We start from the raw sequence: 22,766 nt of genomic DNA on the forward strand, positions 1-22,766 counted from the left end.
CTGTGCATGTTCTTCCAAAGCCGGACCTACTTTCATGAGAAAATCCAAGGTCTCCCCAACTTTTTTATACGTTTGAATGGTATCGAACATCGGTTCTTTTTGTGTTCTCATTATCAGCACCTCATAAAACAACTTCATATTACTGAACTGATTTCGCCATACAGGAAAAAAATTCCCGACAAAATCTCTCTGTTATGACCATCGCAACAAATGTGACTACTCCCCGTCCAATCGATCAAGGCTTTCTATAACGCGAAAACAACTAATATAGATCAAATAGTTAACCAATTAGACCTACTCTTCAACTTTGCCGTTAATGTTTTAATATCACATGACATTACATATCCGCAGCGCTCCAGCTCAAAACCAAACGAGCGATAGTAAGCTATTTTATCCTTAACAGGTTCATGAATCCTGATGTCTTCACCACCAGACATATTCATGAAAATCAATGTTGCATATAGAGTATACAAAAGCATCTTTCTATGCAACGGATGATTTTCCATATCTTTCACAAAATTTTCCAACACATGGATGTTAAAACTCTTATCACTCAAATCATATATGGACAAAGCGACTCCAGCGGGAGCAGATTCAATTTGAAAATTTTCCCTTGATATGACAAATTTTATACATAAGCTGAAACAGTCATGTCGATTACCGATCTCTGTAATATAATAGTCCCAGTTAAGCTCGCCATAGGTTCCCGTTAGCATGTTTGCATCGCTGTCAGAGATAGGGCCAACCGCCAGATCTATTCCTCTCTGATCCATATATAACTGCAAAGTATTATATGTTAATTGTGCAACATGTTTCAGTGACAGCATAATAAAGCAACCTTACTTACATTTTTATTGTTATTAAATAGCCCAAAGTAACGTCTTTTAGACAATTTTATGAAAAATCCACACTTAAACGAAACATGCAAACAATCCTTAATTCAATCACCTTAATGTCAGTCACCTTACACTCAATCAAAAGCTAATTATTAAGCTAACCAAAACAACTTCACACAGTTGTTGTTCTCCGAGCATATTATTTATTCCACCACGTTAACAAACGTAACCTTCAAAAATGGAACCCCCTTCCCATAAGGGCCATCAATCAACGAAATTTATCCAAAATTGGATGTAACATCGGTAATCTTTGGCAGGTGAGGTTTTACAACACACCAGATAAATTGCCTCATCCATTAGAAAAATATGGCATAGTGCTATGCGGAAACATAAATGGAGAATCTTTCTGTAATGAAACGTCCTGATTACCGAACACTGCAAGCCTTGGATGCTGTTGTCCGTGAACGTGGTTTCGAACGCGCTGCCCAGAAACTCTGTATCACTCAATCCGCGGTTTCTCAGCGTATTAAACAGTTGGAAAATCTATTCGGTCAGCCTCTGCTAGTACGCACCGTTCCTCCGCGTCCCACCGAACAAGGACAAAAACTACTGGCGCTATTACATCAGGTAGAGTTGTTGGAAGAACAGTGGTTAGGTGATGAACAGGGGACAGATACTCCATTGCTGCTTTCATTGGCAGTCAATGCTGACAGTTTAGCAACCTGGCTGTTACCGGCACTACATCCGGTACTCTCTGATTTACCTATCCGACTCAATATTCAAGTTGAAGATGAAACTCGGACTCAGGAACAGTTAAGAAGAGGTGAAGTCGTTGGCGCGGTCAGTATTCAACCTCAGCCTTTACCCAGTTGTCTGGTCGATAAACTAGGCGCACTGGATTATCTGTTTGTCGCCTCGCCAGAATTTGCCGCCCGCTATTTCCCAAATGGAGTTACCCGTTCAGCGTTACTAAAAGCCCCTGCGGTTGCATTCGACCATCTGGATGATATGCATCAAGCATTTTTACAACAGAACTTCGAGTTGTCGCCGGGTAGCGTTCCATGTCATATCGTCAACTCATCTGAAGCCTTTGTACAACTAGCAAAACAGGGTTCCACCTGCTGTATGATCCCTCATTTACAGATTGATCAGGAATTGAAAAATGGTGAACTGATCGACCTGACGCCGGGTTTATGTCAGCGCCGTATGCTCTATTGGCATCGTTTCGCACCGGAAAGCAGGACCATGAAAAAAGTGACTGACGCCCTATTAAAACTTGGGCGTCAGATGTTAAGACAAGATGACACGGATTAAGGTTTTAGTTCAAACACAACATCAACCTGATCGCTGAAATTGATGCTATCCTGCTGGTAAGTTTCACCCACTCCAGCAGCAGCGCCTCCCGCCATCATCACATCAGAATTGCGATACTTCATATGGTCAATTACCTCTGGCGCTCGGTAATTGATACTGTATATCGAACCTACTTTGCTATTAAAACCTTTCGCCAGTGCATCAGCTTGTTCAATCGCATTCTCAATGGCTTTCTGACGGGCTTCATCACGATATTTTTGCGGATTGTCCACCCCAAATTGAACAGATACGATTTCGTTCAAACCCGCTTTTAATGCTCCATCCAGCAGATCATTAAGTTGCTCTAACTTACGAACCTTCACCTCCACTGAACGGATCGCACGATAGCCTTTCAGCACCGATTTGCCAGATACATTGTCATACTCATAATCAGGCTGAGTACGCAGATTCGCGGCATCAATATCTTTCTTTTCAATACCGTTCTTTTTCAGAAAATCAAAATATTTAGCAACCAGCTCATCAACCTGCTTTTTAGCCCCAGAAGCATCTTTAGCAGAAATATTGACGTTAATCATCAATGTTGCTATATCCGGTTCAGCTTTCACTACCGCATTACCAGAAGTAATAACATGAGGGACTCCGGGTAAATCAGCAGCCTGTGCAGCAAGTGGCACCCCGGCACTTAACATGGCGGCCAACCCTAATGATTTCAATTTCACACAACCTCCGAAGAAAACCTGTTACAGAAAATGTTCATCCCACGGAAAAACCGAAATATACATGGGATGAATAAAACACTAACACAGAGAGTGCATGCAAAGAAGTGTCCAGCTCAATCAGAAATTAGTAATCCCTGCTTAGCAAGTTGCCATGCGATATACCACATAATGACACAGATAAACCCATTAATAATCCGTTGAGAAAGCGGCTTACTTAGCACAGGGGAAAACCATGCCGCCAGCAATGACAGAGAAAAAAACCAACTAACAGAAGCACTTGCCGCACCAAAAGTAAACCAAGGTCTGAGTTCTGAAGATAACTGACCACCAATACTGCCCAAAACAACAATGGTGTCTAAATAAACATGCGGATTCAACCAAGTGACCGCAAAGATAATCGCAATGACTCGCCAGCGGTTTTTTGCTATACCACTCGCCTGCACTTGTTCAACATTGGCAAACAAAACCACACGTAAAGCGCCCCATCCATACCAGAATAAAAAAGCAACACCTCCCCAGGTGACAAATTGCAAGAGTAAAGTTGACTGACTAAGTAATGCACTACCACCAAATACACCGACACCAATCAGAAAACCATCACTGATCGCGCACAAAGTTGCGCTCATCAAATGAAATTGTCTCCTGCTACCTTGCTGCATAACAAAGGCATTTTGTGGACCAAGAGGCAAAATCATTGCTGCGCTAAGAAAAAAACCCTGTACAAATGTCGATAACATAAAAAAACTCCTCAATAATTATTCACTTTGCTATTTCAATGTTCAGAATATTAAGAAGAATAGCTCATTAGAGGAAATAAATGCTTCTAATCGATCATAAGAAATTTTAATAACCAACCAAAAGGCAGGTTTTTATAGGAAAACTATTTGATTAATTCAAAGAAAATCAAGCTAATACACACTAAAAGCATTAATGAATCTATCAATGCTATGAAAATAAGAGGAAGAGGTTATTTTGAAAAAAATTACGGGTTTCATACTGTTAGCAATCATTATTATTGCCGCTCTTACTGTCAGAAACTACTATTTGCTTCGAAATGATGTTGAAGAGACATTAAACCACTATGAAATAATTGAATATTATATTGGTACAGCAAATATTACAGATGTGGAGCTCAGTAATTATCAGCCTTTCTTATGTAAAAAAGGCTGTGAACGTTTCGTTCTTAAAATACGGGGTGAAAAAGGAGATGGGATAGTCACTGCTGATATTAATTTCCATACTTCAGATGTTTCGTCTGCTATCCTTTGCTTGTCTGATAACAAGAAAATAGCACTGACAGAAGATATCAGCGATGATTTTATTAAAAACAACCTTAATACCTTATGCCAGTAAAATAAGCCAGAATAATAGAGCGTCCGCGCTATCCACAGCGCGGCGCTGATTTACCGGTAAAGATTTACAGCCTATTCACACCATCAGACGGTTATTATCCAATATCCTCTGAATTAATCACCCATTTTACCCCGCGCCATAGCTTGGTTCTGATGCAAATAAACATCCATTTGTGGATAAGGAATACTGATATTGTGTTTATCCAATGTGCGTTTAAAATTCTCCATCAAATCCCAATAGACCTCCCAAGCATCACCATTGGCAGTCCATACACGCACAACAAAATTCAGTGAAGAAGGCGCCATTTCATGCAAACGAATCGTCACACCTTTGTCATGCTGAATACGGTTGTCTGCGGCAATAACTTCACCTAATACTTTTTTAACTTCATCAATATCCGCATTATACGCAACACCGACCATAATCTGAGTTCGGCGATTCGGTTCACGACTGGTATTAATAACATTATCAGCAATAATTTTTCCGTTCGGGATTACGATGATCTTGTCATCCACTGTACGCAATGTAGTAGAGAAAATCTGCACCTGAACAACCGTGCCCTCAACCGCGCCCAGAATAACATATTCGCCCGCACGGATTGGACGAAAAGCCACCAGCAATACCCCTGCGGCAAAATTGGACAAAGAACCTTGTAAAGCCAAACCAACAGCTAAACCAGCAGCACCGATAACTGCAATGACAGAAGCCGTCTGAACGCCTAATTTGCCCAAAACTGCAATAATAGTGAACGCAATAATCGAATAACGAACAATAGCAGCCAGGAAATCTGATACCGTTACATCAATGCCGCGCAATGACATAACTCTTCTCACTCCCTTACTAATGAGTTTCGCCGCCATCAATCCCAGAATAAGAATCAGAATAGCCGCAACAGTATTGACCAGATATTGAATGATTAAATCCTGATGATTAATGAGCCAGCTTGTAGCTTCATTAATGCCACCAGACAGATTGATATCTTCCATTAAAACCACCTTGATTCTTTAGCTATTCAACTATAATTGAGTAAAATTACTCAATGACTATCCTTCATAACAACTATTAACAGTAAGAAAAAAATCTATCGTGCCCGAAAACTCTTTTTGTCTATATACAGCTTTTTACCAATCGTTTTTTAAAATAAAGTCCCGATAATCAGTCAACATATCAAGAAAATCCTTGGTACCACAAAAAGACAGGCTCTCATTATCGTAATAGCTCATGCCCTCCTCCATCGAATCAGTTTCAAACTCAAGCTGATTAGCACGAACCATAACCTCTTCCTCATCCATTAGCAGCGTATATTCGTGACCCACAAGTTGCCATTGACGTTCACTACCTTTAATTTCAGCCAGTGCTGCGGCAACTTTATCTATCACCGTTAAATCACCGTTAACTTCTTCATTCAGCCACTGACCAATAGCTTCATGATCCATTGAGAATCGGCTAGTCACCTTCCCAGTGACATCCAGCAAAAATTCGTAGTCCATCATTAACCTCCGGTGGTTCTTTCCGTTCTAAATTTTCTAGCAATTCCGCCCCAGAATCAGCCCACAAACTGCAAGAAGTGTGAAGACTAACGCCTCTATGCTGACACAACGATATGGTTTGCACCTGGATAACCGAAATGTCCACCCCAAGCTATCCTTGAAGTTTGTGTCTGCTATGGCTTTCATCGGAGAAGAGTTCAGCCTTAGTGCAAATATAGACAAATACACTATAATTAATAATATCTCAGAGAAACAAAAACAGCAAAATCGAACACACATCCACGAATCGATGAGGTATATTCAAGAGCCTTGCAATACAACCAGCTATTTTCTATCTTGTCTGGAAAAACAAAGATACTTTTCAGGAGCCATTATGATACGTCATATTCTTTTGTTAAAATTCGCGCCCGAAATACAAGAACAACAATTAACGACGATAAGAGATACCGCAATTTCCATGCCACATCAAATCAAAGGTATTTCTTCTGTTGTTGAGTGGGGAGGTAATGTAAGTAGTGAAAATAAGAATAAAGGTTTTACACATGCTATCACCATGACATTTGATGATCAAAAAGCTATTTCAAACTATTTGTCTCACCCCGCGCATGATAAATTAAAAGATCTCCTTACAGATTCCGTCGATGATATCATCGTCTTTGATTATGAAGTGTAATTTTCATTTCTGGGGAATAACTATCTACTAATCAATGTTCAACATGACAAATATTACTGGCGTGCCTAAGAATAATTAGGCGTACCGATTATTAGTAGAAACAGAATTACATGGATTCTCATGGGTGATTTAAATATTTAATCAATAATTAAATACTACATAAGAAGTTTTTAACCTTACCTATTTGATGATAGCTTACTGTAAAACCATTATCATATATAAAAGATAATGAGATAATAAAATAGCGGATTCCACCTCCCATTTTAGGCTGTTTAAAAACCTATTTAAAGAAGGGGATAGATTTCTACATCATTGAAAACAGGGTAAAAGATTATAACGATTGGATGGGTTAAGACAGTGTAAAACCAGTTTAAACCGGAATGTTTAATTTATCATAATTTTGCATAATAAATGCAACATAATAACACTGAAAATAACCTATTCATGTGCTATAGAATCATGTTTTTGAGCGTTTTTTTATGTCAATAATTAGATTTTTTCTGCTTTGATTTTTTAGGTTTAAAACCAGGAAGATTAACAGATTTGTTTAATGGCATTAAAATCAAAGCTCATCTCTTTAATAGTTTTTAATGTTGATAAATGTTTTTTTCTTTTTTCACTGCTAATTTTATCAATACAGTTAATACTATTACCCCCCTGATTAATCAATTTAAAATCCGTTTTTCCTGATGTTTTCTCTTTAATGTCAATTATAGCATCGCACTTTTTACTCACTTTTAAAAACCGTTAATCACTACTTTTTACCTTTAATGATTAAAGTTTTTATCTGCTTTTTCACGATACATTTGCCCTTTTTTCCAGATTTTAAAATCATACTAATAAGCAAAAAAACCTTTCTTAATACTTGTTTTATCATCGATAAAAACTTAGCAATGATAGCCGGGGCGTTAAAAGCCAGTAACTAAAATGGGAGGTTTTTACCTCCCATTCATTGGTATTGCAATATCTCGGCATTACACCACGGTTTGGAAAATCACATCATCCGCTTTTTCAGTGTATTGGTTCAGTTGATCAAAATTGAGATAACGGTAAGTATCTTCCGCAGTCTCATCAACTTTAGCCATAAATTGCTGATACTCTTCTGGTGTCGGCAGACGTCCCAACAGAGAAGCTACAGCCGCCAGTTCAGCCGATGCCAGGTAAACATTCGCACCCGTCCCCAAACGATTCGGGAAGTTACGAGTCGAAGTGGAGACCACAGTTACACCATCAGCAACACGTGCTTGGTTACCCATACACAAGGAACAGCCAGGAATTTCAACCCGTGCTCCACTCTTACCAAAGATGCTGTAATAACCTTCCTCTGTGAGTTGAGCTGCATCCATTTTCGTTGGCGGGGCAACCCACAAACGAGTTGGTAATTGACCTTTATGTTGATCCAATAACTTACCGGCGGCACGGAAATGACCAATGTTAGTCATACAAGAACCGATAAAAACTTCATCGATTTTACTGTTCGCCACATCCGATAGTAAACGGGCATCATCTGGATCGTTCGGTGCACACAGAATAGGTTCTTTAATTTCGGCCAGATCGATTTCGATAACCGCTGCATATTCTGCATCAGCATCTGCTTCCAGCAATTGGGGATCTTTCAGCCAGTTTTCCATACCCGTTACGCGGCGTTCCAATGTACGGCGATCACCATAACCTTCGGCAATCATCCATTTCAACAGCACAATATTAGATTGCAGGTATTCAATAATCGGCGCTTTATCCAATTTAATGGTACAGCCCGCCGCAGAGCGCTCCGCAGAAGCATCCGCCAGCTCAAACGCCTGCTCAACTTTCAGATCTGGCAAACCTTCGATTTCGAGGATACGGCCAGAGAAGATGTTTTTCTTACCTTTCTTTTCAACCGTCAGCAGACCTTGCTGAATCGCATAGTAAGGAATCGCATGAACCAAATCACGCAAAGTAATACCGGGCTGCATCTGCCCTTTAAAACGAACCAACACCGATTCTGGCATATCCAAAGGCATCACCCCCGTCGCGGCAGCAAACGCCACCAGACCAGAACCTGCCGGGAAGGAGATACCAATTGGGAAACGGGTATGGGAATCACCACCCGTACCAACCGTATCAGGCAACAGCATACGGTTCAGCCATGAGTGAATGATGCCATCGCCGGGACGCAGAGAAACGCCGCCACGATTCATAATGAAGTCAGGCAAGGTATGGTGAGTAGTGACGTCAACCGGCTTAGGGTAAGCAGCCGTATGACAGAATGATTGCATCACCAGATCCGCAGAGAAGCCCAGACACGCCAGATCTTTCAGTTCGTCACGGGTCATTGGACCAGTCGTATCCTGAGAACCAACAGAGGTCATTTTAGGTTCACAGTACTCACCCGGACGAATACCCGCCGTGCCACATGCCCGGCCAACCATTTTCTGAGCTAGGGAGAAACCACGACTGCTTTCCTCAACCGCTTTCGCCTGACGGAAGACATCACTGGGGGGTAAACCAAGAGACTCACGCGCCTTACTGGTCAAACCGCGGCCGATAATCAGTGGAATACGGCCACCTGCACGCACTTCATCCAACAACACATCGGTTTTCAGTTCAAATTCAGCCAGCAACTCATTAGTTTCGTGGTGACGTACTTCCCCTTTATATGGGTAGATATCAATTACATCCCCCATATTTAATTTGTTCACATCCAGCTCAATTGGCAGCGCACCAGCATCTTCCATCGTATTGAAGAAAATTGGCGCAATTTTACCGCCCAGAACAACACCACCACCACGTTTATTTGGTACAAAAGGAATATCGTCGCCCATAAACCACAGCACTGAGTTAGTGGCCGATTTGCGGGAAGAACCTGTACCCACAACATCGCCGACATAAGCCAGCGGATAGCCTTTCTTATTCAGTTCTTCAATCTGTTTGATTGGACCAACAATACCAGCTTGATCCGGGGCAATCCCTTCGCGGGCATTTTTCAACATTGCCAGAGCGTGCAGCGGAATATCAGGACGTGACCATGCATCCTGCGCGGGAGATAAATCGTCAGTGTTTGTTTCACCCGTCACTTTAAATACTGTGACTGTAATTTTTTCTGCCAATTCAGGGCGTTCCAGATACCACTGCGCATCAGCCCAAGATTGCATAATTTGTCTGGCTTGTGGATTACCTGCTTTTGCTTTTTCTTCTACATCATAGAAGTTGTCAAACATCAGCAAAGTATGAGAGAGCGCTTTAGCTGCAATTGGAGCCAGTTTTTCATTATCCAGAGCATCAATCAAAGGATGAATATTATAACCACCTTGCATCGTTCCAAGCAGTTCAACCGCCTTTTCTGGCGTGATTAGTGGTGAAATAGTTTCGCCTTTCGCAATGGCGGCAAGAAAACCGGCTTTCACATACGCCGCTTCGTCAACACCAGGGGGAACACGGTTAATCAACAGATCTAACAGGAAATTTTCTTCACCTTTTGGTGGGCTCTTCAGTAACTCAACCAGCGCCGCCGCTTGTGCCGCGTCCAATGGTTTAGGGACGACGCCTTGGGCTGCACGCTCGGCTACGTGCTTGCGGTATTCTTCTAGCACGACTTTCTCCTCGCTCTCATTGTCATTTTATCTACCCGGCTCTGCACCCGCCTTAGAACCTGCCTCATCAAGCTATCGTCTTTGCGCGACAATATGTGTTTCGCAACAATATGTGTTATCGCAACAATAGCCCCTCTAGGGACAGGTTGTTAATTATGGTGCCAGGTCAGAGGATTGCCGGCATAACTTAGCAAACGCAAACAAGTTATGCCCAGCTTCGGGCGTCCAGCATACCAAAATTTGAACGCGATGTTAATTCGTTCACATAAAAGTAACATTAACTGATAGTAATATTCTGAATTAACAGCAGACAAAGCTATTAAAACAGATTATTCCGCTGATTTTTGTCAGTAACTCCTACAAAAACCATACTTTTTATGCCGTGTTTCCTCAAATAGGTCGTACCAGAATGAAAAACGGCTTTCATATAAATGAAAGCCGCTTCGGTAGAGATTAATTGATTTAAGAAATTATTTCTTTTTCTTCGCTTTCGCGTTTGGCAAATCAGTGATGCTGCCTTCAAAGACTTCAGCGGCCAGACCTACCGATTCATGCAACGTTGGATGAGCGTGGATGGTCAACGCGATATCTTCCGCATCACAACCCATTTCAATTGCCAGACCAATTTCACCTAGCAGTTCACCACCGTTAGTACCCACAATAGCCCCACCGATAATACGATTGCTTTCTTTATCGAAAATCAGTTTGGTCATACCGTCAGCACAATCAGAAGCGATTGCGCGGCCAGAAGCTGCCCACGGGAAAGTTGCCGTTTCATAGCTAATACCTTTCTCTTTCGCTTCTTTCTCAGTCAAACCAACCCAAGCGACTTCTGGTTCAGTGTAAGCAATAGATGGAATCACTTTTGGATCAAAGTAGTGTTTCTTACCAGAAATAACTTCCGCCGCGACGTGACCTTCGTGAACACCTTTATGCGCCAGCATAGGCTGACCAACGATGTCGCCAATAGCGAAGATGTGCGGTACATTGGTACGCATTTGCTTATCAACATGGATAAAGCCCCGATCGTCAACTTCAACACCCGCTTTACCCGCATCCAGAATTTTACCGTTAGGTACACGACCGATGGCAACCAGAACCGCGTCATAACGCTGTGGTTCTGTCGGTGCGTTTTTGCCTTCCATCGTGACGTAGATACCATCTTCTTTGGCTTCCACCACAGTCACTTTGGTTTCCAGCATCAGATTGAATTGTTTACTGATACGTTTGGTAAAGACTTTCACCACGTCTTTATCAGCCGCAGGAATCACCTGATCCAACATTTCAACAACATCAATCTGAGAACCCAGAGCGTGGTAAACGGTTCCCATTTCCAGACCAATAATACCGCCGCCCATCACCAACAAACGGCCAGGAACCGTTGTCAGCGCCAAAGCATCTGTAGAATCCCAAACGCGCGGGTCATCATGAGGAATAAATGGCAGTTGGATAGGACGGGAACCCGCGGCAATAATGGCATTATCAAAATTAATCGTTGTTGCGCCACCTTCACCTTCAACAACCAGCGTGTTAGCCCCAGTAAACTTACCAAAACCATTAACTACTTTAACTTTACGGCCTTTAGCCATACCAGCCAAACCACCGGTTAGCTGATTAATAACTTTTTCTTTCCAAACACGGACTTTTTCGATGTCAGTTTTCGGTTCACCAAAAACGATGCCATGATCTGCCAGCGCTTTAGCTTCCTCAATCACTTTCGCTACATGCAGCAATGCCTTAGAAGGGATACAACCAACGTTAAGACAAACACCACCTAAGGTAGAGTAACGTTCCACCAGGACGGTTTCCAAACCTAAATCCGCGCAACGAAAAGCAGCAGAATACCCTGCTGGACCTGCCCCAAGTACCACAACTTGGGCTTTAATTTCAGTACTCATCATGACCTCTTAATTGTTTGTCCGGCGGGTCAGGCGCCAAAAACGATATATTCCACCGGGACCTACACACCGCGAGCAGTTTACAGAATTGTTAATAACCTGAAAAGCGCGTTAACGTGACAGAACTCGCAACAAATTCACCAGATGTAAGCGGTTTCTCTGTCACAACAATAACAATCAGGCCGGCACATGGCCGGCCTTTGAGATTACATCACCAGACGGCGGATATCGCTCATCGCATGATTAATAAATGTGATGAAACGCGCACCATCAGCACCATCGATCACACGGTGATCAAAGGAGAGTGACAGAGGCAGCATCAGACGTGGTACAAACTCTTTACCATTCCATACCGGCTTCATGGATGAGCGGGATACGCCCAAGATAGCCACTTCTGGCGCATTAACGATTGGCGTAAACGCAGTGCCGCCGATACCGCCCAGACTTGAAATGGTGAAGCATCCACCCTGCATATCAGATGCAGTCAGCTTACCGGCACGCGCTTTCTTAGACATTTCAGTCAGCTCGCGGGACAACTCGATGATGCCTTTCTTATTAACGTCGCGGAATACTGGAACCACCAGACCATTAGGTGTATCAACCGCCACACCAATGTTGATGTATTTTTTCAGCGTCAGTTTCTGACCATCTTCCGAGATAGAGCTGTTAAAGCGCGGCATCTCTTCCAGCGCTTTTGCTACCGCTTTCATGATGAATACCAGCGGAGTGATCTTCACGCCAAGCTGTTTCTTCTCAGCTTCCTGATTCTGCTGTTTGCGGAAGTTTTCAACTTCAGTGATATCCGTTTCGTCGAACTGAGTAACATGTGGGATCATCACCCAGTTACGGCTCAGGTTGGCACCAGAGATTTTCTGAATACGGCCCAGTTCAACTTCTTCAATTTCACCAAATTTGCTGAAATCAACTTTCGGCCAAGGCAACATACCCGGCAGACCACCACCGGCGGATGCAGGAGCCGATTCAGCACGTTTAACCGCGTTTTTCACGTAAGCCTGAACGTCTTCACGCAGAACACGGCCTTTACGCCCGGTACCTTTCACTTTAGCCAGGTTAACGCCAAATTCACGCGCCAGACGACGGATCATCGGCGTTGCATGAACATAAGCGCTATTTTCAGCGAAATCATTTTTCTCTTCTTCTACGAAGCTTCTGCTAGCAATAACCGGTGCTGCCGCTTTCTCTGGTTCAACCGCTGGTGCTGGAGCAGCCGGAGCAACAGGCGCTGCCCCCGCAACTTCAAATACCATAATCATAGAATCGGTTTTCACTTTATCACCGATCTTGATTTGAATTTCTTTAACGATACCTGCGAATGGCGCGGGTACTTCCATAGAGGCTTTATCGCCCTCTACGGTGATCAGTGATTGTTCAGCTTCCACTGCATCGCCAACTTTCACCATCACTTCGGTAACTTCAACTTCATCACCGCCGATATTCGGTACATGAACATTCATCGCCGCAGAAGCCACTGGTTCTGGCTCTGCCATACGCGAAGACAATGTTATCGCTGCTGGCTCTTCCGCTGGCGCAACTTCTACAGCACCTTCCGCAGAATCAAAAATCATAATCGGTTTGCCAGTTTCAACTTTATCGCCAACCGCAATGATGATCGCTTTAACAACACCCGCCTGAGGGGATGGAACTTCCATAGAAGCCTTGTCACCTTCCACGGTAATCAGCGATTGGTCAACTTCCACTGTATCGCCAACTTTCACCATGATTTCGGTGACTTCAACTTCATCCGCACCGATATCCGGTACCTTAATTTCGATAGCCATTGATTCTTTACCTCTTATGCCAGACGCGGGTTAACTTTTTCTGGGTTAATGTTGTATTTCTTGATTGCTTCTTCCACAACACTCACGTCGATCTCGCCGCGTTTAGCCAGTTCACCCAAAGCAGCAACTACCACGTAAGAAGCATCAACTTCAAAATGATGACGCAGGTTTTCACGGCTATCGGAACGACCGAAACCGTCAGTACCCAATACGCGGAATTCGCTCGCAGGGATGAAGTTACGAATTTGTTCTGCGAACAGCTTCATATAGTCAGTAGAAGCCACTGCCGGTGCTTCGTTCATGATCTGAGCAACATAAGGTACACGTGGCGTTTCTGTTGGGTGCAACATGTTCCAACGTTCACAATCCTGACCATCACGAGCCAGTTCAGTGAATGAAGTCACGCTGTACACATCAGAACCCACGCCATAATCGTTAGCCAGAATCTGTGCCGCTTCACGAACATGACGCAGAATAGAACCAGAACCCAATAGCTGAACTTTACCTTTGCTGCCTTCCAAGCTTTCCAGCTTGTAGATACCTTTGCGGATACCTTCTTCTGCGCCTTGTGGCATCGCCGGCATGTGGTAGTTTTCGTTCAGCGTGGTGATGTAGTAGTAAATGTTCTCTTGTTTCTCACCATACATACGCTCCAAACCATCATGCATAATCACAGCAACTTCATAAGCAAATGCCGGATCGTAAGAGATGCAGTTAGGGATAGTCAGAGACTGAATGTGACTATGGCCGTCTTCATGTTGCAGACCTTCGCCATTCAGGGTTGTACGACCGGAAGTACCACCAATCAGGAAGCCACGAGCCTGCTGGTCACCCGCTGCCCAGCACAGGTCGCCAATACGTTGGAACCCGAACATAGAGTAGTAGATGTAGAACGGAATCATTGGCAGGTTATTAGTGCTGTAAGAGGTTGCCGCCGCCAGCCATGATGAACCGGCACCCAGTTCATTGATACCTTCTTGCAGGATCTGGCCTTTGGAGTCCTCTTTATAATAAGCAACCTGCTCACGGTCCTGCGGGGTATACTGCTGGCCGTTAGCGCTGTAGATGCCGATCTGACGGAACAGACCTTCCATACCAAAGGTACGCGCTTCATCAGCAATGATTGGAACCAGACGATCTTTGATTGACTTGTTCTTCAACATCACGTTCAAGGCACGAACGAAGGCGATAGTGGTAGAAATCTCTTTGCTTTGTTCTTCCAACAACGCTCCAAAATCTTCCAGCGTTGGCAGTTCCAGCTTCTCTTCAAAATGAGTACGACGGCTTGGCAAATAACCACCTAACGCTGCACGACGCTCATGCAAATATTTGTACTCTTCTGAATCTTTATCAAAAGTCACATACGGCAGATTTTCGAGTTGGTCATCAGCCACAGACACATTGAAACGATCACGGAAATGGCGAACGCCTTCCATATTCATCTTCTTAACCTGATGAGCGATGTTTTTACCTTCCGCGGTATCACCCATACCGTAACCTTTAATAGTCTGAGCCAGGATAACCGTTGGTTTACCGGTAGTTTCCTGCGCTTTTTTCAAAGCAGCAAAGACTTTCTTAGGATCGTGACCACCACGGTTCAGCGCCCAAATCTGGTCATCAGTCATATCTTTGACTAATTCAGTGGTCTCCGGGTAACGGCCAAAGAAATGTTGACGCACATAAGCGCCATCTTTGGATTTGAACGTCTGGTAATCACCATCCAGCGTTTCGTTCATCAGTTGGATCAATTTACCGCTGGTATCTTTACGCAGCAGTTCATCCCAACGATCACCCCAAAGTACTTTAATGACCTGCCAGCCAGCGCCATCAAAAATGCCTTCCAGCTCATTAACGATTTTGCCGTTGCCTGTAACCGGGCCATCCAGACGTTGCAGGTTACAGTTGATAACAAATACCAAGTTATCCAGTTTTTCACGGGTTGCGATAGTGATCGCACCCTTGGATTCTGGCTCATCCATTTCACCGTCGCCCAGGAAGGCATAAACGGTCTGCTTGGAGGTATCTTTCAAACCACGGTGTTCCAGGTATTTCAGGAACTTAGCCTGATAAATCGCACCGATTGGCCCCAAACCCATTGAAACAGTTGGGAACTGCCAGAACTCAGGCATCAATTTTGGATGCGGATAAGAAGAGAGACCGTTGCCATGAATTTCCTGACGGAAATTATTCATCTGCTCTTCAGTTAAACGGCCTTCAAGGAAAGCACGAGCGTAGACACCTGGAGAGATATGACCTTGGAAATAAACCAAATCGCCGCCGTCATTTTCATTACGGGCACGGAAGAAATGGTTGAAACAAACTTCATACATGGTTGCTGAAGACTGGAATGAAGCCATGTGACCACCCAATTCCAGATCTTTTTTGGATGCCCGCAACACGGTCATCACAGCATTCCAACGAATAGCAGAGCGAATACGGCGCTCCAAATCCAGATTGCCAGGGTAAGCAGGCTCATCCTCAACAGCAATGGTATTGATATAATCGCGGTTAGCGGCACCGGCCGCAACATTCACGCCACCTTTACGTGCTTCGTTCAGTACCTGATCAATCAAGAACTGGGCACGATCAACACCCTCTTCACGGATGACCGATTCGATCGCCTGTAACCAGTCGCGAGTTTCGATCGGGTCCACGTCATTTTTCAAAATGTCTGACATGGTGTATTCCTTATCTGTTATCTGTTTCTAATGATTGTTTTGGAGCCTACCTTCCCGTCATACCCTTTGACGTTCAGCCGGTCATGACTGGAAGATAGGCCCTCACTGTTGTTGCCGCTAGCGCCCTCAGTAAAGGGACTCAACTTAGCTATGCAGACGCAGCAAATTTCAAGATCTACACAGCTAATTTTATTCCTGATGCTGTTGAAGACGTCGTAATGATCGCTCGCGACGAGTATGCTCGCGGCTGAGATCCAATAAGACATCTTCAATAAAAGCTAAATGGCGATGGGATGCCTCACGGGCTTTCTCTGGTTGCCTCGCCATTATTGCTTCAAAAATCTTCGCCCGATGATCGCTGACAGCCGTCAGCATTTCCCGGCGGGTATACAAAAACTCAAAGTTCTGCCGGATATTTTGTTCCAGCATAGGTGCCATACAGCGTAATAAATGAAGGAGAACCACATTATGCGCAGCTTCGGCAACGACGAGCTGATATTGCAAAACAGCCTCGGATTCCGCGTTGACATCACCACTTTCCTGAGCTTGTTGAATAACGAGATGATATTGCCGAATGCGTTCAAAATCTTCGTCAGTTCCACGCAATGCCGCGTAATAGGCAGCAACGCCTTCCAAAGCATGGCGGGTTTCAAGGAGGTCAAATTGAGATTCTGGGTGACCAGCTAGTAGTTGTGCCAGTGGATCGCTGAAACTTTGCCAGAGGTTACTCTGAACAAACGTCCCCCCACCCTGACGGCGAAAAAGAAAACCTTTAGCTTCTAACCGCTGAATGGCTTCTCGCAGTGAAGGGCGTGACACATCAAACTGTTTCGCCAACTCACGTTCAGGCGGTAACTTCTCCCCTGGACGCACAGATCCTTCAAGGATGAGATGTTCAAGACGCTGCTCAATAACATCTGATAATTTTGGTTGGCGGATTTTGCTATAAGCCATATTTATTATAAATCAGTTAGAACCAAGCCAGTTAGAACCTATCTCGTAGGCTATTTTGTTTGTCGTTTCGAACCTAGGCAGTGTTCAAACAACCTGCATCAGTAACGCCTACTTAAGGCAGGTACTTATACCCGTCATCTTTCAAGTTGCCTCTTTGTTGGCTGCACTCGCTCACCCCAGTCACATAGTTTGCTATGCTCCCGGGGATTCACTCCCTTGCCGTCGCGATGCATCTTGAAATCCATAGGGTATATATGGATAAACATTGTTTCGGTCTTGACCGAAGTCAATTGGTAATACCAATTTAAACTACTGGGCCATAAAAGTAACAAAGTATTCACCAACTGTCCATAAAGACCTTGTGCTAAATCATAAAAATCTGCAAATTTTAACAGTTTTTTTTAAAAATTAGCGGAAATTGATAACAAATAGGTTAATAAATATCCTAAGATAATTTTTTAACCTAACCCTTTTAAACGCATAAATAGGTATAGTGAATCGTTACAGCAAGAAAATAGTTGGATCTTTATTAAAAAAATATAGCGACCAAATCATCACCATTGATTGCAAACACAATTGCATACCATCAGGTTATAAATGTAGCTCAAATCAATAAAACCGAGGGGCGAAAACTAGCTATTAGCAAGGAATAATGGCAAATATGTGAGGAACCACCAGCAACAGCTCCAAGTAACTCCTGCTGATGGAAAAAATGGACTACATTAAAACCAATAGCGCGTCACTTCATTCCACCCTTTTTTATACATACAGGATGAAATTACCCAACGCCTTGACGATTCATTTTTATCCCAACGCTTAACTTCCGTTTTTGGCACAGTAACGTAATGATTACAGGATTTATCTTCTTTTTCGTCTTTATCTTTACAAGAAAAATGTTTTGTCTCGAAAGAATGAACGACTTCGCTGGTCCAGTCTGATGGTAATTGAGAATAACCCAATGCTTTACATTCAGCGTAATCCCTGTCTCTTTCATACTTAGTTGCGCCTGGTTTTTCCCACGATGTACAACCCGCCAATACAGTAAATAAGGTAAATAAAGGGAAAACAGCTATTTTTCTTATAAAATTCATATAAAAATACCTTAATTAAAAATAAAGAAATAACCAAAGAAATTAAATTAGAATTTAAAAGTCCCCCCGACACGGTAACTCTTATCTTCAAAAGGTGGTCTTCCACCAGACTGGATAATTTGTCTGTCTTGGCTTGAGATATCCCTGTAAATATCAGGAATAGAACGTATATTATCTATTTTAACTTCACTGCCTGAAACTATATCCGTGACATTACATTCAAAATAACCACAGGTTGAAATATAGCTATCAGTAAGCCGTGGCATAGAAGAACATCCTGTAATCACAAATATTGATAATAAAGCAATAAAAAATTTATTCATTTTTCACATCCTTGAATTGTTGTATATATTATAAAAATTTAACTTAAATAAAACCATATAAAAAGAGAGATCATTTCTTATGATCGAGTAAGTAATATCTACATATGCATTTTATCTTTCTGGCATTCCAAGGAATATCAGAACAATATTCCCCCAGAGAGAAATGTATATTCTTACCACTGGGAAAAACCTGATTTATTGGCGCTCCATTAACACCAAAGAATAACAGGCTAGATAAAAAGCATGAAATAAATGATATTTTCATGCATTTACAACTGGTTAATAAATATAAAGTTCCATCTTAGAAGATACCAAAAAACATACAGCAACTTTAATGAATTGTATTAACAGCTATCCTCTCCATCTTCCACATATTCCAATATATCTCCGGGCTGACACTGTAAATATTTGCAAATTTTTTCCAGCGTCTCGATACGGATACCTTTTATTTTGCCATTTTTCAACAATGATAAATTCTGCTCAGTAATACCAACAACAGCAGCCAACTCTTTAGACTTTACTTTCCTTTTCGCTAAGATCACATCCAACCTTATTATAATACTCATGATGGTTCTCAGATAAAATAACGCTGCTCATCGCTTATTTTCTTAGATTCACGCATAATTAAACTAAATATCAGGAGGAATACACCAAACATAATAATAAACAGAGACTCTGAATTAATACCAAATGAGAAACTAAATACCCGTTGTCCTTTTACCAAATCCACAGATAACGCCATTCCTTGTAATGTATTAATCACCGGGTAAAGAAGTTGCTCCAGAATCATCAGGAAACCAATAATAAATGAAACAGAAATATTACGCTTACTCCATATTTCACCTTTAGCAAACCGGAAAAATAAAACTCCGATTAATACATAAGAAGCGGTCGATATGATTCGAGGTATCGTATCCAGAGAGATATAAAGCACCTGACTTAATAAAGATTGCTTAAATCCTTTTGCAGTCAGCGCAGGCATAAGATCGCTATACGCCTGAAGAACAGCCTGACGAGTGGTATCATGCCATAACGCCCAAGACGCAATATGGAACCCGATATCACCAATTGTCATAACGGAAGCAATAATAATAGCCAGAAAGCTGAGTAGCTTGATTCTAGGATTAGTTACAAACTCCTGTTCACCACACATTTTGTGTCATTCCATATACATGTTTAACTAAACTTTCGTTAAAGTACTTCAAAAGTTATCGTATTACAATAATTTTTTATCACTAAATAGACAGAATACAATTCAAAGTAATAGATAAATCAGAGCGATAGTCATTGAAAACCATCATTAATTTATTGATAGAAAAAGAAAAAAGTCATCATTTACCTGAAACAGTAAACAGCAAATGCTACTTGGTCACTGTTCTATCCATCCTGCCATCACATGGTTTACAGCGATACTTTGTTGTGAAGATTGTATGACAAACACAGAACGGTTTACTCTGGGCACCTTTCAAAACCAGCACAGTACCGGTCAATTTCAATACAGAGTGAATCGAAGATGATGGTTCAAAACAAACCTGATATCAGGTCTTAACCAATCCCCTCAATACTGAAATTAATAAAAATAATTAATGTAATGCTTTTGCAATTCTGGAAGTCCGTGTTTCTGCGCAAGGGTAGGAAGGTGTAAGAGCGAGGAAAAACGTTACTCAAAGTAGTGGTGTGGCTTTCAATGACATCAGTTTATGATATGGGACAAAAAACCGAACATTTAGAGTTATTTTGTTCGGTTTTCTTCAATCGCCGGGGAGTATACGGAAAATTTCATCACTTAAAAGAGATTTTTTGTATTTTTTTGTAAAAAATTACTTAATTTTTTGATTTCAAACTGAAATTATTTCTTGCATTACGGATATTATGGCCTGTTATAAGCTCGTTTTTTGATCGATTTAATATTCACTTTCTTATAACAAAGGCAGAAATCCTGAAACTAAATGGTATAAGTCAGAAATAGTTTCATTAAGTTAATATTTATATTCATATATTTCATCAAGTTAATAACTGAACAAAATAACTCTAAATGACCAGTAAACGCACCGCCTTGGCGGTCCGATTGTTTAACCTGTCATGGTGTTGTTTTAGGCAAAATGTATTCAGTAGATGTAGATAAGGAATGTATGAAATGAAAAAGCAAATGACGAAGACCAGCATATTAGCCGCAGTACTCCTAAGCATGGGGATGGGTATGGCACATGCTTCAGATGGCGCTACGGTAAACGTGATGGCCTCCATAGACGCCACGACCCCTGATCTCAACGTTGAAGGTGCAAGCATTGTAGGTAGTAAAGGCGCTTACACTTTAGATATGGGAACAGTTAGAACGTCAAACATTAGTGCTGACATCAATAGCGCTCATTCTTCAGGAAAAGAGTTAGAAGTTAAACTAGCTAACTGTAGTTCCAAAATGGGAAAAACCATAAGCAATGCTAAATCACTCCTTCACAAGATATTCAAATACAGTTTTTGGAACAGACTCTTACTAACAGCAACCAGATCTTAAACGCCAATGCTAATGCTGACGTAGAGGTGACTGTGTATGACGGGAACACCGCCGTTATTAAGGCAGCTCCTATTGTTATCGCTGACACCACAGAATTCTGGCCAACCAGTCCAAAAGATGAAAAAGGCATGAAAAAATTCAAAATGGCGCTGGTTTCCAAGTCCAGCACCGTACCAGCGGCCCAAGAAGTAATAGCACCAGTAACATTCCAAGTGGTTTATGAATAATCATGCCATCAAGTGCTAAGGGCATCATAGCAGCGGAATTGGACAGAGAAATCCAACTCTTGCTGATGCAACACCAAACCAGACACATTCAGGTAACTCAGTGAAAAGATTGATGACAGCGATGATGGCGGCCAGTCTGTTAGGCGGCCCGATCACTTCCACACAGGCGGAGGGGGTGGGGATCAATGCCACCCGTATTATCTACCGGGCGGATAGCTACGCAGCAACCACTTCGCTACGTAATAGCAGTAAAGAGACCGTCTATCTAATGCAGGTGACAGTCAGTTCTATCCCTGATGGGGGCAAGGCTGCGCCATTTTTAGTGACTCCTCCCCTATTTCGTATGGAGCCAGGCAGCCAGAATCAGGTGCGTATCATCAAAACCGGCCAGGCGCTGCCTGCCGACCGGGAATCCCTATTCTGGTTTACCGCGAAGGCCATCCCGTTAAGCCATGACACCGGCAATCCCTCCCGTCAGCAGGTCACCGGGGGCATACAGATTACTCTGGCCCACACGATTAAATTGATGTATCGCCCGTCAGGGCTGCCGGTTGCGCCAGAAAACGGCTTCGGCGCTTTGCGCTTCAAACCGACAGCCGAGGGAATAACTGTCACGAATCCGTCACCCTATTACATCACCTTCACTTCCCTGAAAGTAGGCGGACAAGAGCTGATGACGAAGCAACAGAAAGAGAACATGGTTTCACCTTTCTCGGCCCTTTTTTTACCCCTCAAAGGAGTGCACTACCCGGCTAAAGTGAGTTGGACGGTGATTAATGACCTTGGGGGAGGATCTACCTATCAGGGGGAGATACCGTAATGTTAAAACCGTGAACCTTGATCAGACGGACAACACTGGCTGGTCTGCTTTGTACCATCCCCTTCCCGGGGGCAAGTTCAGACACGGCAGAGCTGACGCTGGCATTAACGCTGGAACAGCCAACCTGTGAACTCAACGTGCAGACATCCCATGTCGAGTTTTCATCCATACCGCTTAACGAAGTACACCGCAGTACAGAACATATCGAAGCAGCGGACAACAAGCCTATTACGCTGGCGTTGTCAGGTTGTGCGAGATCAGCCAGAGCTGGCCGTACCCCGGCCATTAAAATAGCCGGCCCCACACCAGAAAACCACCCGACATTATATCGGGATAAGGCTTCCACTGTGGCGGGAAACGTGGGATTTGGCCTGCGCTATCAATTACCGGGAGGCGGGCTAGGAAGCTACCTGAAAAATGGTGATTATGGCGGAAACCGCACCGGCGTTTGTAGTCACAGTCAGGATCGCCACATTCCGTTATAACCCCGCCGCATCGGCGGAC

General features: G+C 42.9%; 22 protein-coding genes. 7 read left to right on the plus strand and 15 right to left on the minus strand.

Features of this window, described 5'->3' with window-relative positions; all coding sequences use genetic code 11:
• Positions 1–272: 272 nt before the first annotated feature.
• Positions 273–827: a hypothetical protein gene (locus tag Phpb_RS03085; RefSeq protein WP_065389128.1), complete on the minus strand. Its 555-nt coding sequence runs from the start codon at positions 825–827 to the stop codon at positions 273–275.
• A gap of 420 nt (positions 828–1,247) precedes the next feature.
• Here Phpb_RS03085 and Phpb_RS03090 point away from each other — a divergent pair, with 420 nt between their 5' ends.
• The gene (locus Phpb_RS03090) at positions 1,248–2,150 is read left to right on the plus strand and encodes a LysR family transcriptional regulator ArgP (RefSeq protein ID WP_065389353.1); all 903 of its coding nucleotides are present in this window, start codon (positions 1,248–1,250) and stop codon (positions 2,148–2,150) included.
• Here the strand turns inward: Phpb_RS03090 and Phpb_RS03095 are convergent.
• Positions 2,147–2,869: an oxidative stress defense protein gene (locus tag Phpb_RS03095; RefSeq protein ID WP_065389129.1), complete on the minus strand. Its 723-nt coding sequence runs from the start codon at positions 2,867–2,869 to the stop codon at positions 2,147–2,149. The genes Phpb_RS03090 and Phpb_RS03095 overlap by 4 nt on opposite strands.
• Before the next feature lie 113 nt (positions 2,870–2,982).
• Positions 2,983–3,606 (minus strand): arginine exporter ArgO, encoded by a 624-nt coding sequence (argO, locus tag Phpb_RS03100; RefSeq protein ID WP_065389130.1) that lies wholly within the window; start codon positions 3,604–3,606, stop codon positions 2,983–2,985.
• A 235-nt stretch (positions 3,607–3,841) separates the two neighbouring features.
• Between argO and Phpb_RS03105 the strand changes: the two genes are divergently transcribed.
• Positions 3,842–4,222 (plus strand): hypothetical protein, encoded by a 381-nt coding sequence (locus Phpb_RS03105; protein ID WP_065389131.1) that lies wholly within the window; start codon positions 3,842–3,844, stop codon positions 4,220–4,222.
• Positions 4,223–4,335: 113 nt separating this feature from the next.
• Here Phpb_RS03105 and mscS read toward each other — a convergent pair whose 3' ends face one another.
• Complete coding sequence (gene mscS / locus Phpb_RS03110) at positions 4,336–5,208, minus strand: small-conductance mechanosensitive channel MscS (RefSeq protein ID WP_065389132.1); 873 nt, start codon at positions 5,206–5,208, stop codon at positions 4,336–4,338.
• A gap of 135 nt (positions 5,209–5,343) precedes the next feature.
• Complete coding sequence (locus Phpb_RS03115) at positions 5,344–5,712, minus strand: YacL family protein (RefSeq protein WP_046396958.1); 369 nt, start codon at positions 5,710–5,712, stop codon at positions 5,344–5,346.
• A gap of 97 nt (positions 5,713–5,809) precedes the next feature.
• Between Phpb_RS03115 and Phpb_RS26245 the strand changes: the two genes are divergently transcribed.
• Positions 5,810–6,385, plus strand: coding sequence for a Dabb family protein (locus Phpb_RS26245; protein ID WP_205634727.1), 576 nt, complete (start codon positions 5,810–5,812; stop codon positions 6,383–6,385).
• A 534-nt stretch (positions 6,386–6,919) separates the two neighbouring features.
• On the opposite strand, the gene Phpb_RS03125 is transcribed toward Phpb_RS26245, so the two are convergent.
• The 10 genes from Phpb_RS03125 to Phpb_RS03170 form a co-directional block, all read right to left on the minus strand.
• The gene (locus tag Phpb_RS03125; protein WP_065389134.1) at positions 6,920–7,120 is read right to left on the minus strand and encodes a hypothetical protein; all 201 of its coding nucleotides are present in this window, start codon (positions 7,118–7,120) and stop codon (positions 6,920–6,922) included.
• 239 nt (positions 7,121–7,359) lie between these two features.
• The gene (gene acnB / locus Phpb_RS03130; RefSeq protein WP_065389135.1) at positions 7,360–9,957 is read right to left on the minus strand and encodes a bifunctional aconitate hydratase 2/2-methylisocitrate dehydratase; all 2,598 of its coding nucleotides are present in this window, start codon (positions 9,955–9,957) and stop codon (positions 7,360–7,362) included.
• Positions 9,958–10,427: 470 nt separating this feature from the next.
• Complete coding sequence (lpdA, locus tag Phpb_RS03135; RefSeq protein ID WP_109396525.1) at positions 10,428–11,855, minus strand: dihydrolipoyl dehydrogenase; 1,428 nt, start codon at positions 11,853–11,855, stop codon at positions 10,428–10,430.
• 206 nt (positions 11,856–12,061) lie between these two features.
• Positions 12,062–13,654: a dihydrolipoyllysine-residue acetyltransferase gene (gene aceF / locus Phpb_RS03140; protein ID WP_065389137.1), complete on the minus strand. Its 1,593-nt coding sequence runs from the start codon at positions 13,652–13,654 to the stop codon at positions 12,062–12,064.
• A gap of 14 nt (positions 13,655–13,668) precedes the next feature.
• Positions 13,669–16,332 carry a pyruvate dehydrogenase (acetyl-transferring), homodimeric type gene (gene aceE, locus Phpb_RS03145; RefSeq protein WP_065389138.1) on the minus strand — a complete coding sequence of 888 codons (2,664 nt, stop codon included), beginning with the start codon at positions 16,330–16,332 and terminating at the stop codon, positions 13,669–13,671.
• 189 nt (positions 16,333–16,521) lie between these two features.
• Positions 16,522–17,286 carry a pyruvate dehydrogenase complex transcriptional repressor PdhR gene (gene pdhR / locus Phpb_RS03150; protein ID WP_036777528.1) on the minus strand — a complete coding sequence of 255 codons (765 nt, stop codon included), beginning with the start codon at positions 17,284–17,286 and terminating at the stop codon, positions 16,522–16,524.
• A 722-nt stretch (positions 17,287–18,008) separates the two neighbouring features.
• Positions 18,009–18,377 (minus strand): hypothetical protein, encoded by a 369-nt coding sequence (locus Phpb_RS03155; RefSeq protein WP_082302518.1) that lies wholly within the window; start codon positions 18,375–18,377, stop codon positions 18,009–18,011.
• Between the two features lie 47 nt (positions 18,378–18,424).
• Positions 18,425–18,700, minus strand: a complete 276-nt coding sequence (locus Phpb_RS03160; protein WP_036810789.1) for a hypothetical protein — start codon at positions 18,698–18,700, stop codon at positions 18,425–18,427.
• Positions 18,701–19,044: 344 nt separating this feature from the next.
• On the minus strand, positions 19,045–19,266 hold the full coding sequence (locus Phpb_RS03165) for a helix-turn-helix domain-containing protein (RefSeq protein ID WP_065389139.1): 222 nt from the start codon (positions 19,264–19,266) through the stop codon (positions 19,045–19,047).
• Between the two features lie 8 nt (positions 19,267–19,274).
• On the minus strand, positions 19,275–19,853 hold the full coding sequence (locus Phpb_RS03170; RefSeq protein WP_065389140.1) for a hypothetical protein: 579 nt from the start codon (positions 19,851–19,853) through the stop codon (positions 19,275–19,277).
• Positions 19,854–20,837: 984 nt separating this feature from the next.
• Here Phpb_RS03170 and Phpb_RS03175 point away from each other — a divergent pair.
• From Phpb_RS03175 to Phpb_RS03190, 4 genes are all read left to right on the plus strand, one after another.
• Positions 20,838–21,215: a hypothetical protein gene (locus Phpb_RS03175; protein ID WP_065389141.1), complete on the plus strand. Its 378-nt coding sequence runs from the start codon at positions 20,838–20,840 to the stop codon at positions 21,213–21,215.
• A gap of 32 nt (positions 21,216–21,247) precedes the next feature.
• Positions 21,248–21,442 carry a hypothetical protein gene (locus tag Phpb_RS03180; protein WP_065389142.1) on the plus strand — a complete coding sequence of 65 codons (195 nt, stop codon included), beginning with the start codon at positions 21,248–21,250 and terminating at the stop codon, positions 21,440–21,442.
• 100 nt (positions 21,443–21,542) lie between these two features.
• Positions 21,543–22,262, plus strand: coding sequence for a fimbrial biogenesis chaperone (locus tag Phpb_RS03185; RefSeq protein WP_082302519.1), 720 nt, complete (start codon positions 21,543–21,545; stop codon positions 22,260–22,262).
• Between the two features lie 17 nt (positions 22,263–22,279).
• A complete protein-coding gene (locus Phpb_RS03190; RefSeq protein WP_065389143.1) occupies positions 22,280–22,747 on the plus strand; it encodes a hypothetical protein in 468 nt (155 codons plus the stop codon).
• The last annotated feature ends 19 nt before the right edge of the window (positions 22,748–22,766 follow it).

Origin of the sequence: Photorhabdus namnaonensis, assembly GCF_001684335.1 — a bacterium.
Lineage (GTDB): Bacteria > Pseudomonadota > Gammaproteobacteria > Enterobacterales > Enterobacteriaceae > Photorhabdus > Photorhabdus namnaonensis.

What these genes read in the sequence shown, in the direction of transcription:
- Phpb_RS03155 (WP_082302518.1), bottom strand. Translation starts at nt 18,377, where the DNA reads ATGAATTTTATAAGAAAAATAGCTGTTTTCCCTTTATTTACCTTATTT.
- Phpb_RS03085 (WP_065389128.1), bottom strand. Translation starts at nt 827, where the DNA reads ATGCTGTCACTGAAACATGTTGCACAATTAACATATAATACTTTGCAG.
- argO (WP_065389130.1), bottom strand. Translation starts at nt 3,606, where the DNA reads ATGTTATCGACATTTGTACAGGGTTTTTTTCTTAGCGCAGCAATGATT.
- aceE (WP_065389138.1), bottom strand. Translation starts at nt 16,332, where the DNA reads ATGTCAGACATTTTGAAAAATGACGTGGACCCGATCGAAACTCGCGAC.
- Phpb_RS03115 (WP_046396958.1), bottom strand. Translation starts at nt 5,712, where the DNA reads ATGGACTACGAATTTTTGCTGGATGTCACTGGGAAGGTGACTAGCCGA.
- Phpb_RS03175 (WP_065389141.1), top strand. Translation starts at nt 20,838, where the DNA reads ATGAAAAAGCAAATGACGAAGACCAGCATATTAGCCGCAGTACTCCTA.
- Phpb_RS26245 (WP_205634727.1), top strand. Translation starts at nt 5,810, where the DNA reads ATGCTGACACAACGATATGGTTTGCACCTGGATAACCGAAATGTCCAC.
- Phpb_RS03090 (WP_065389353.1), top strand. Translation starts at nt 1,248, where the DNA reads ATGAAACGTCCTGATTACCGAACACTGCAAGCCTTGGATGCTGTTGTC.
- mscS (WP_065389132.1), bottom strand. Translation starts at nt 5,208, where the DNA reads ATGGAAGATATCAATCTGTCTGGTGGCATTAATGAAGCTACAAGCTGG.
- Phpb_RS03170 (WP_065389140.1), bottom strand. Translation starts at nt 19,853, where the DNA reads ATGTGTGGTGAACAGGAGTTTGTAACTAATCCTAGAATCAAGCTACTC.
- Phpb_RS03160 (WP_036810789.1), bottom strand. Translation starts at nt 18,700, where the DNA reads ATGAATAAATTTTTTATTGCTTTATTATCAATATTTGTGATTACAGGA.
- pdhR (WP_036777528.1), bottom strand. Translation starts at nt 17,286, where the DNA reads ATGGCTTATAGCAAAATCCGCCAACCAAAATTATCAGATGTTATTGAG.
- Phpb_RS03165 (WP_065389139.1), bottom strand. Translation starts at nt 19,266, where the DNA reads ATGAGTATTATAATAAGGTTGGATGTGATCTTAGCGAAAAGGAAAGTA.
- lpdA (WP_109396525.1), bottom strand. Translation starts at nt 11,855, where the DNA reads ATGAGTACTGAAATTAAAGCCCAAGTTGTGGTACTTGGGGCAGGTCCA.
- aceF (WP_065389137.1), bottom strand. Translation starts at nt 13,654, where the DNA reads ATGGCTATCGAAATTAAGGTACCGGATATCGGTGCGGATGAAGTTGAA.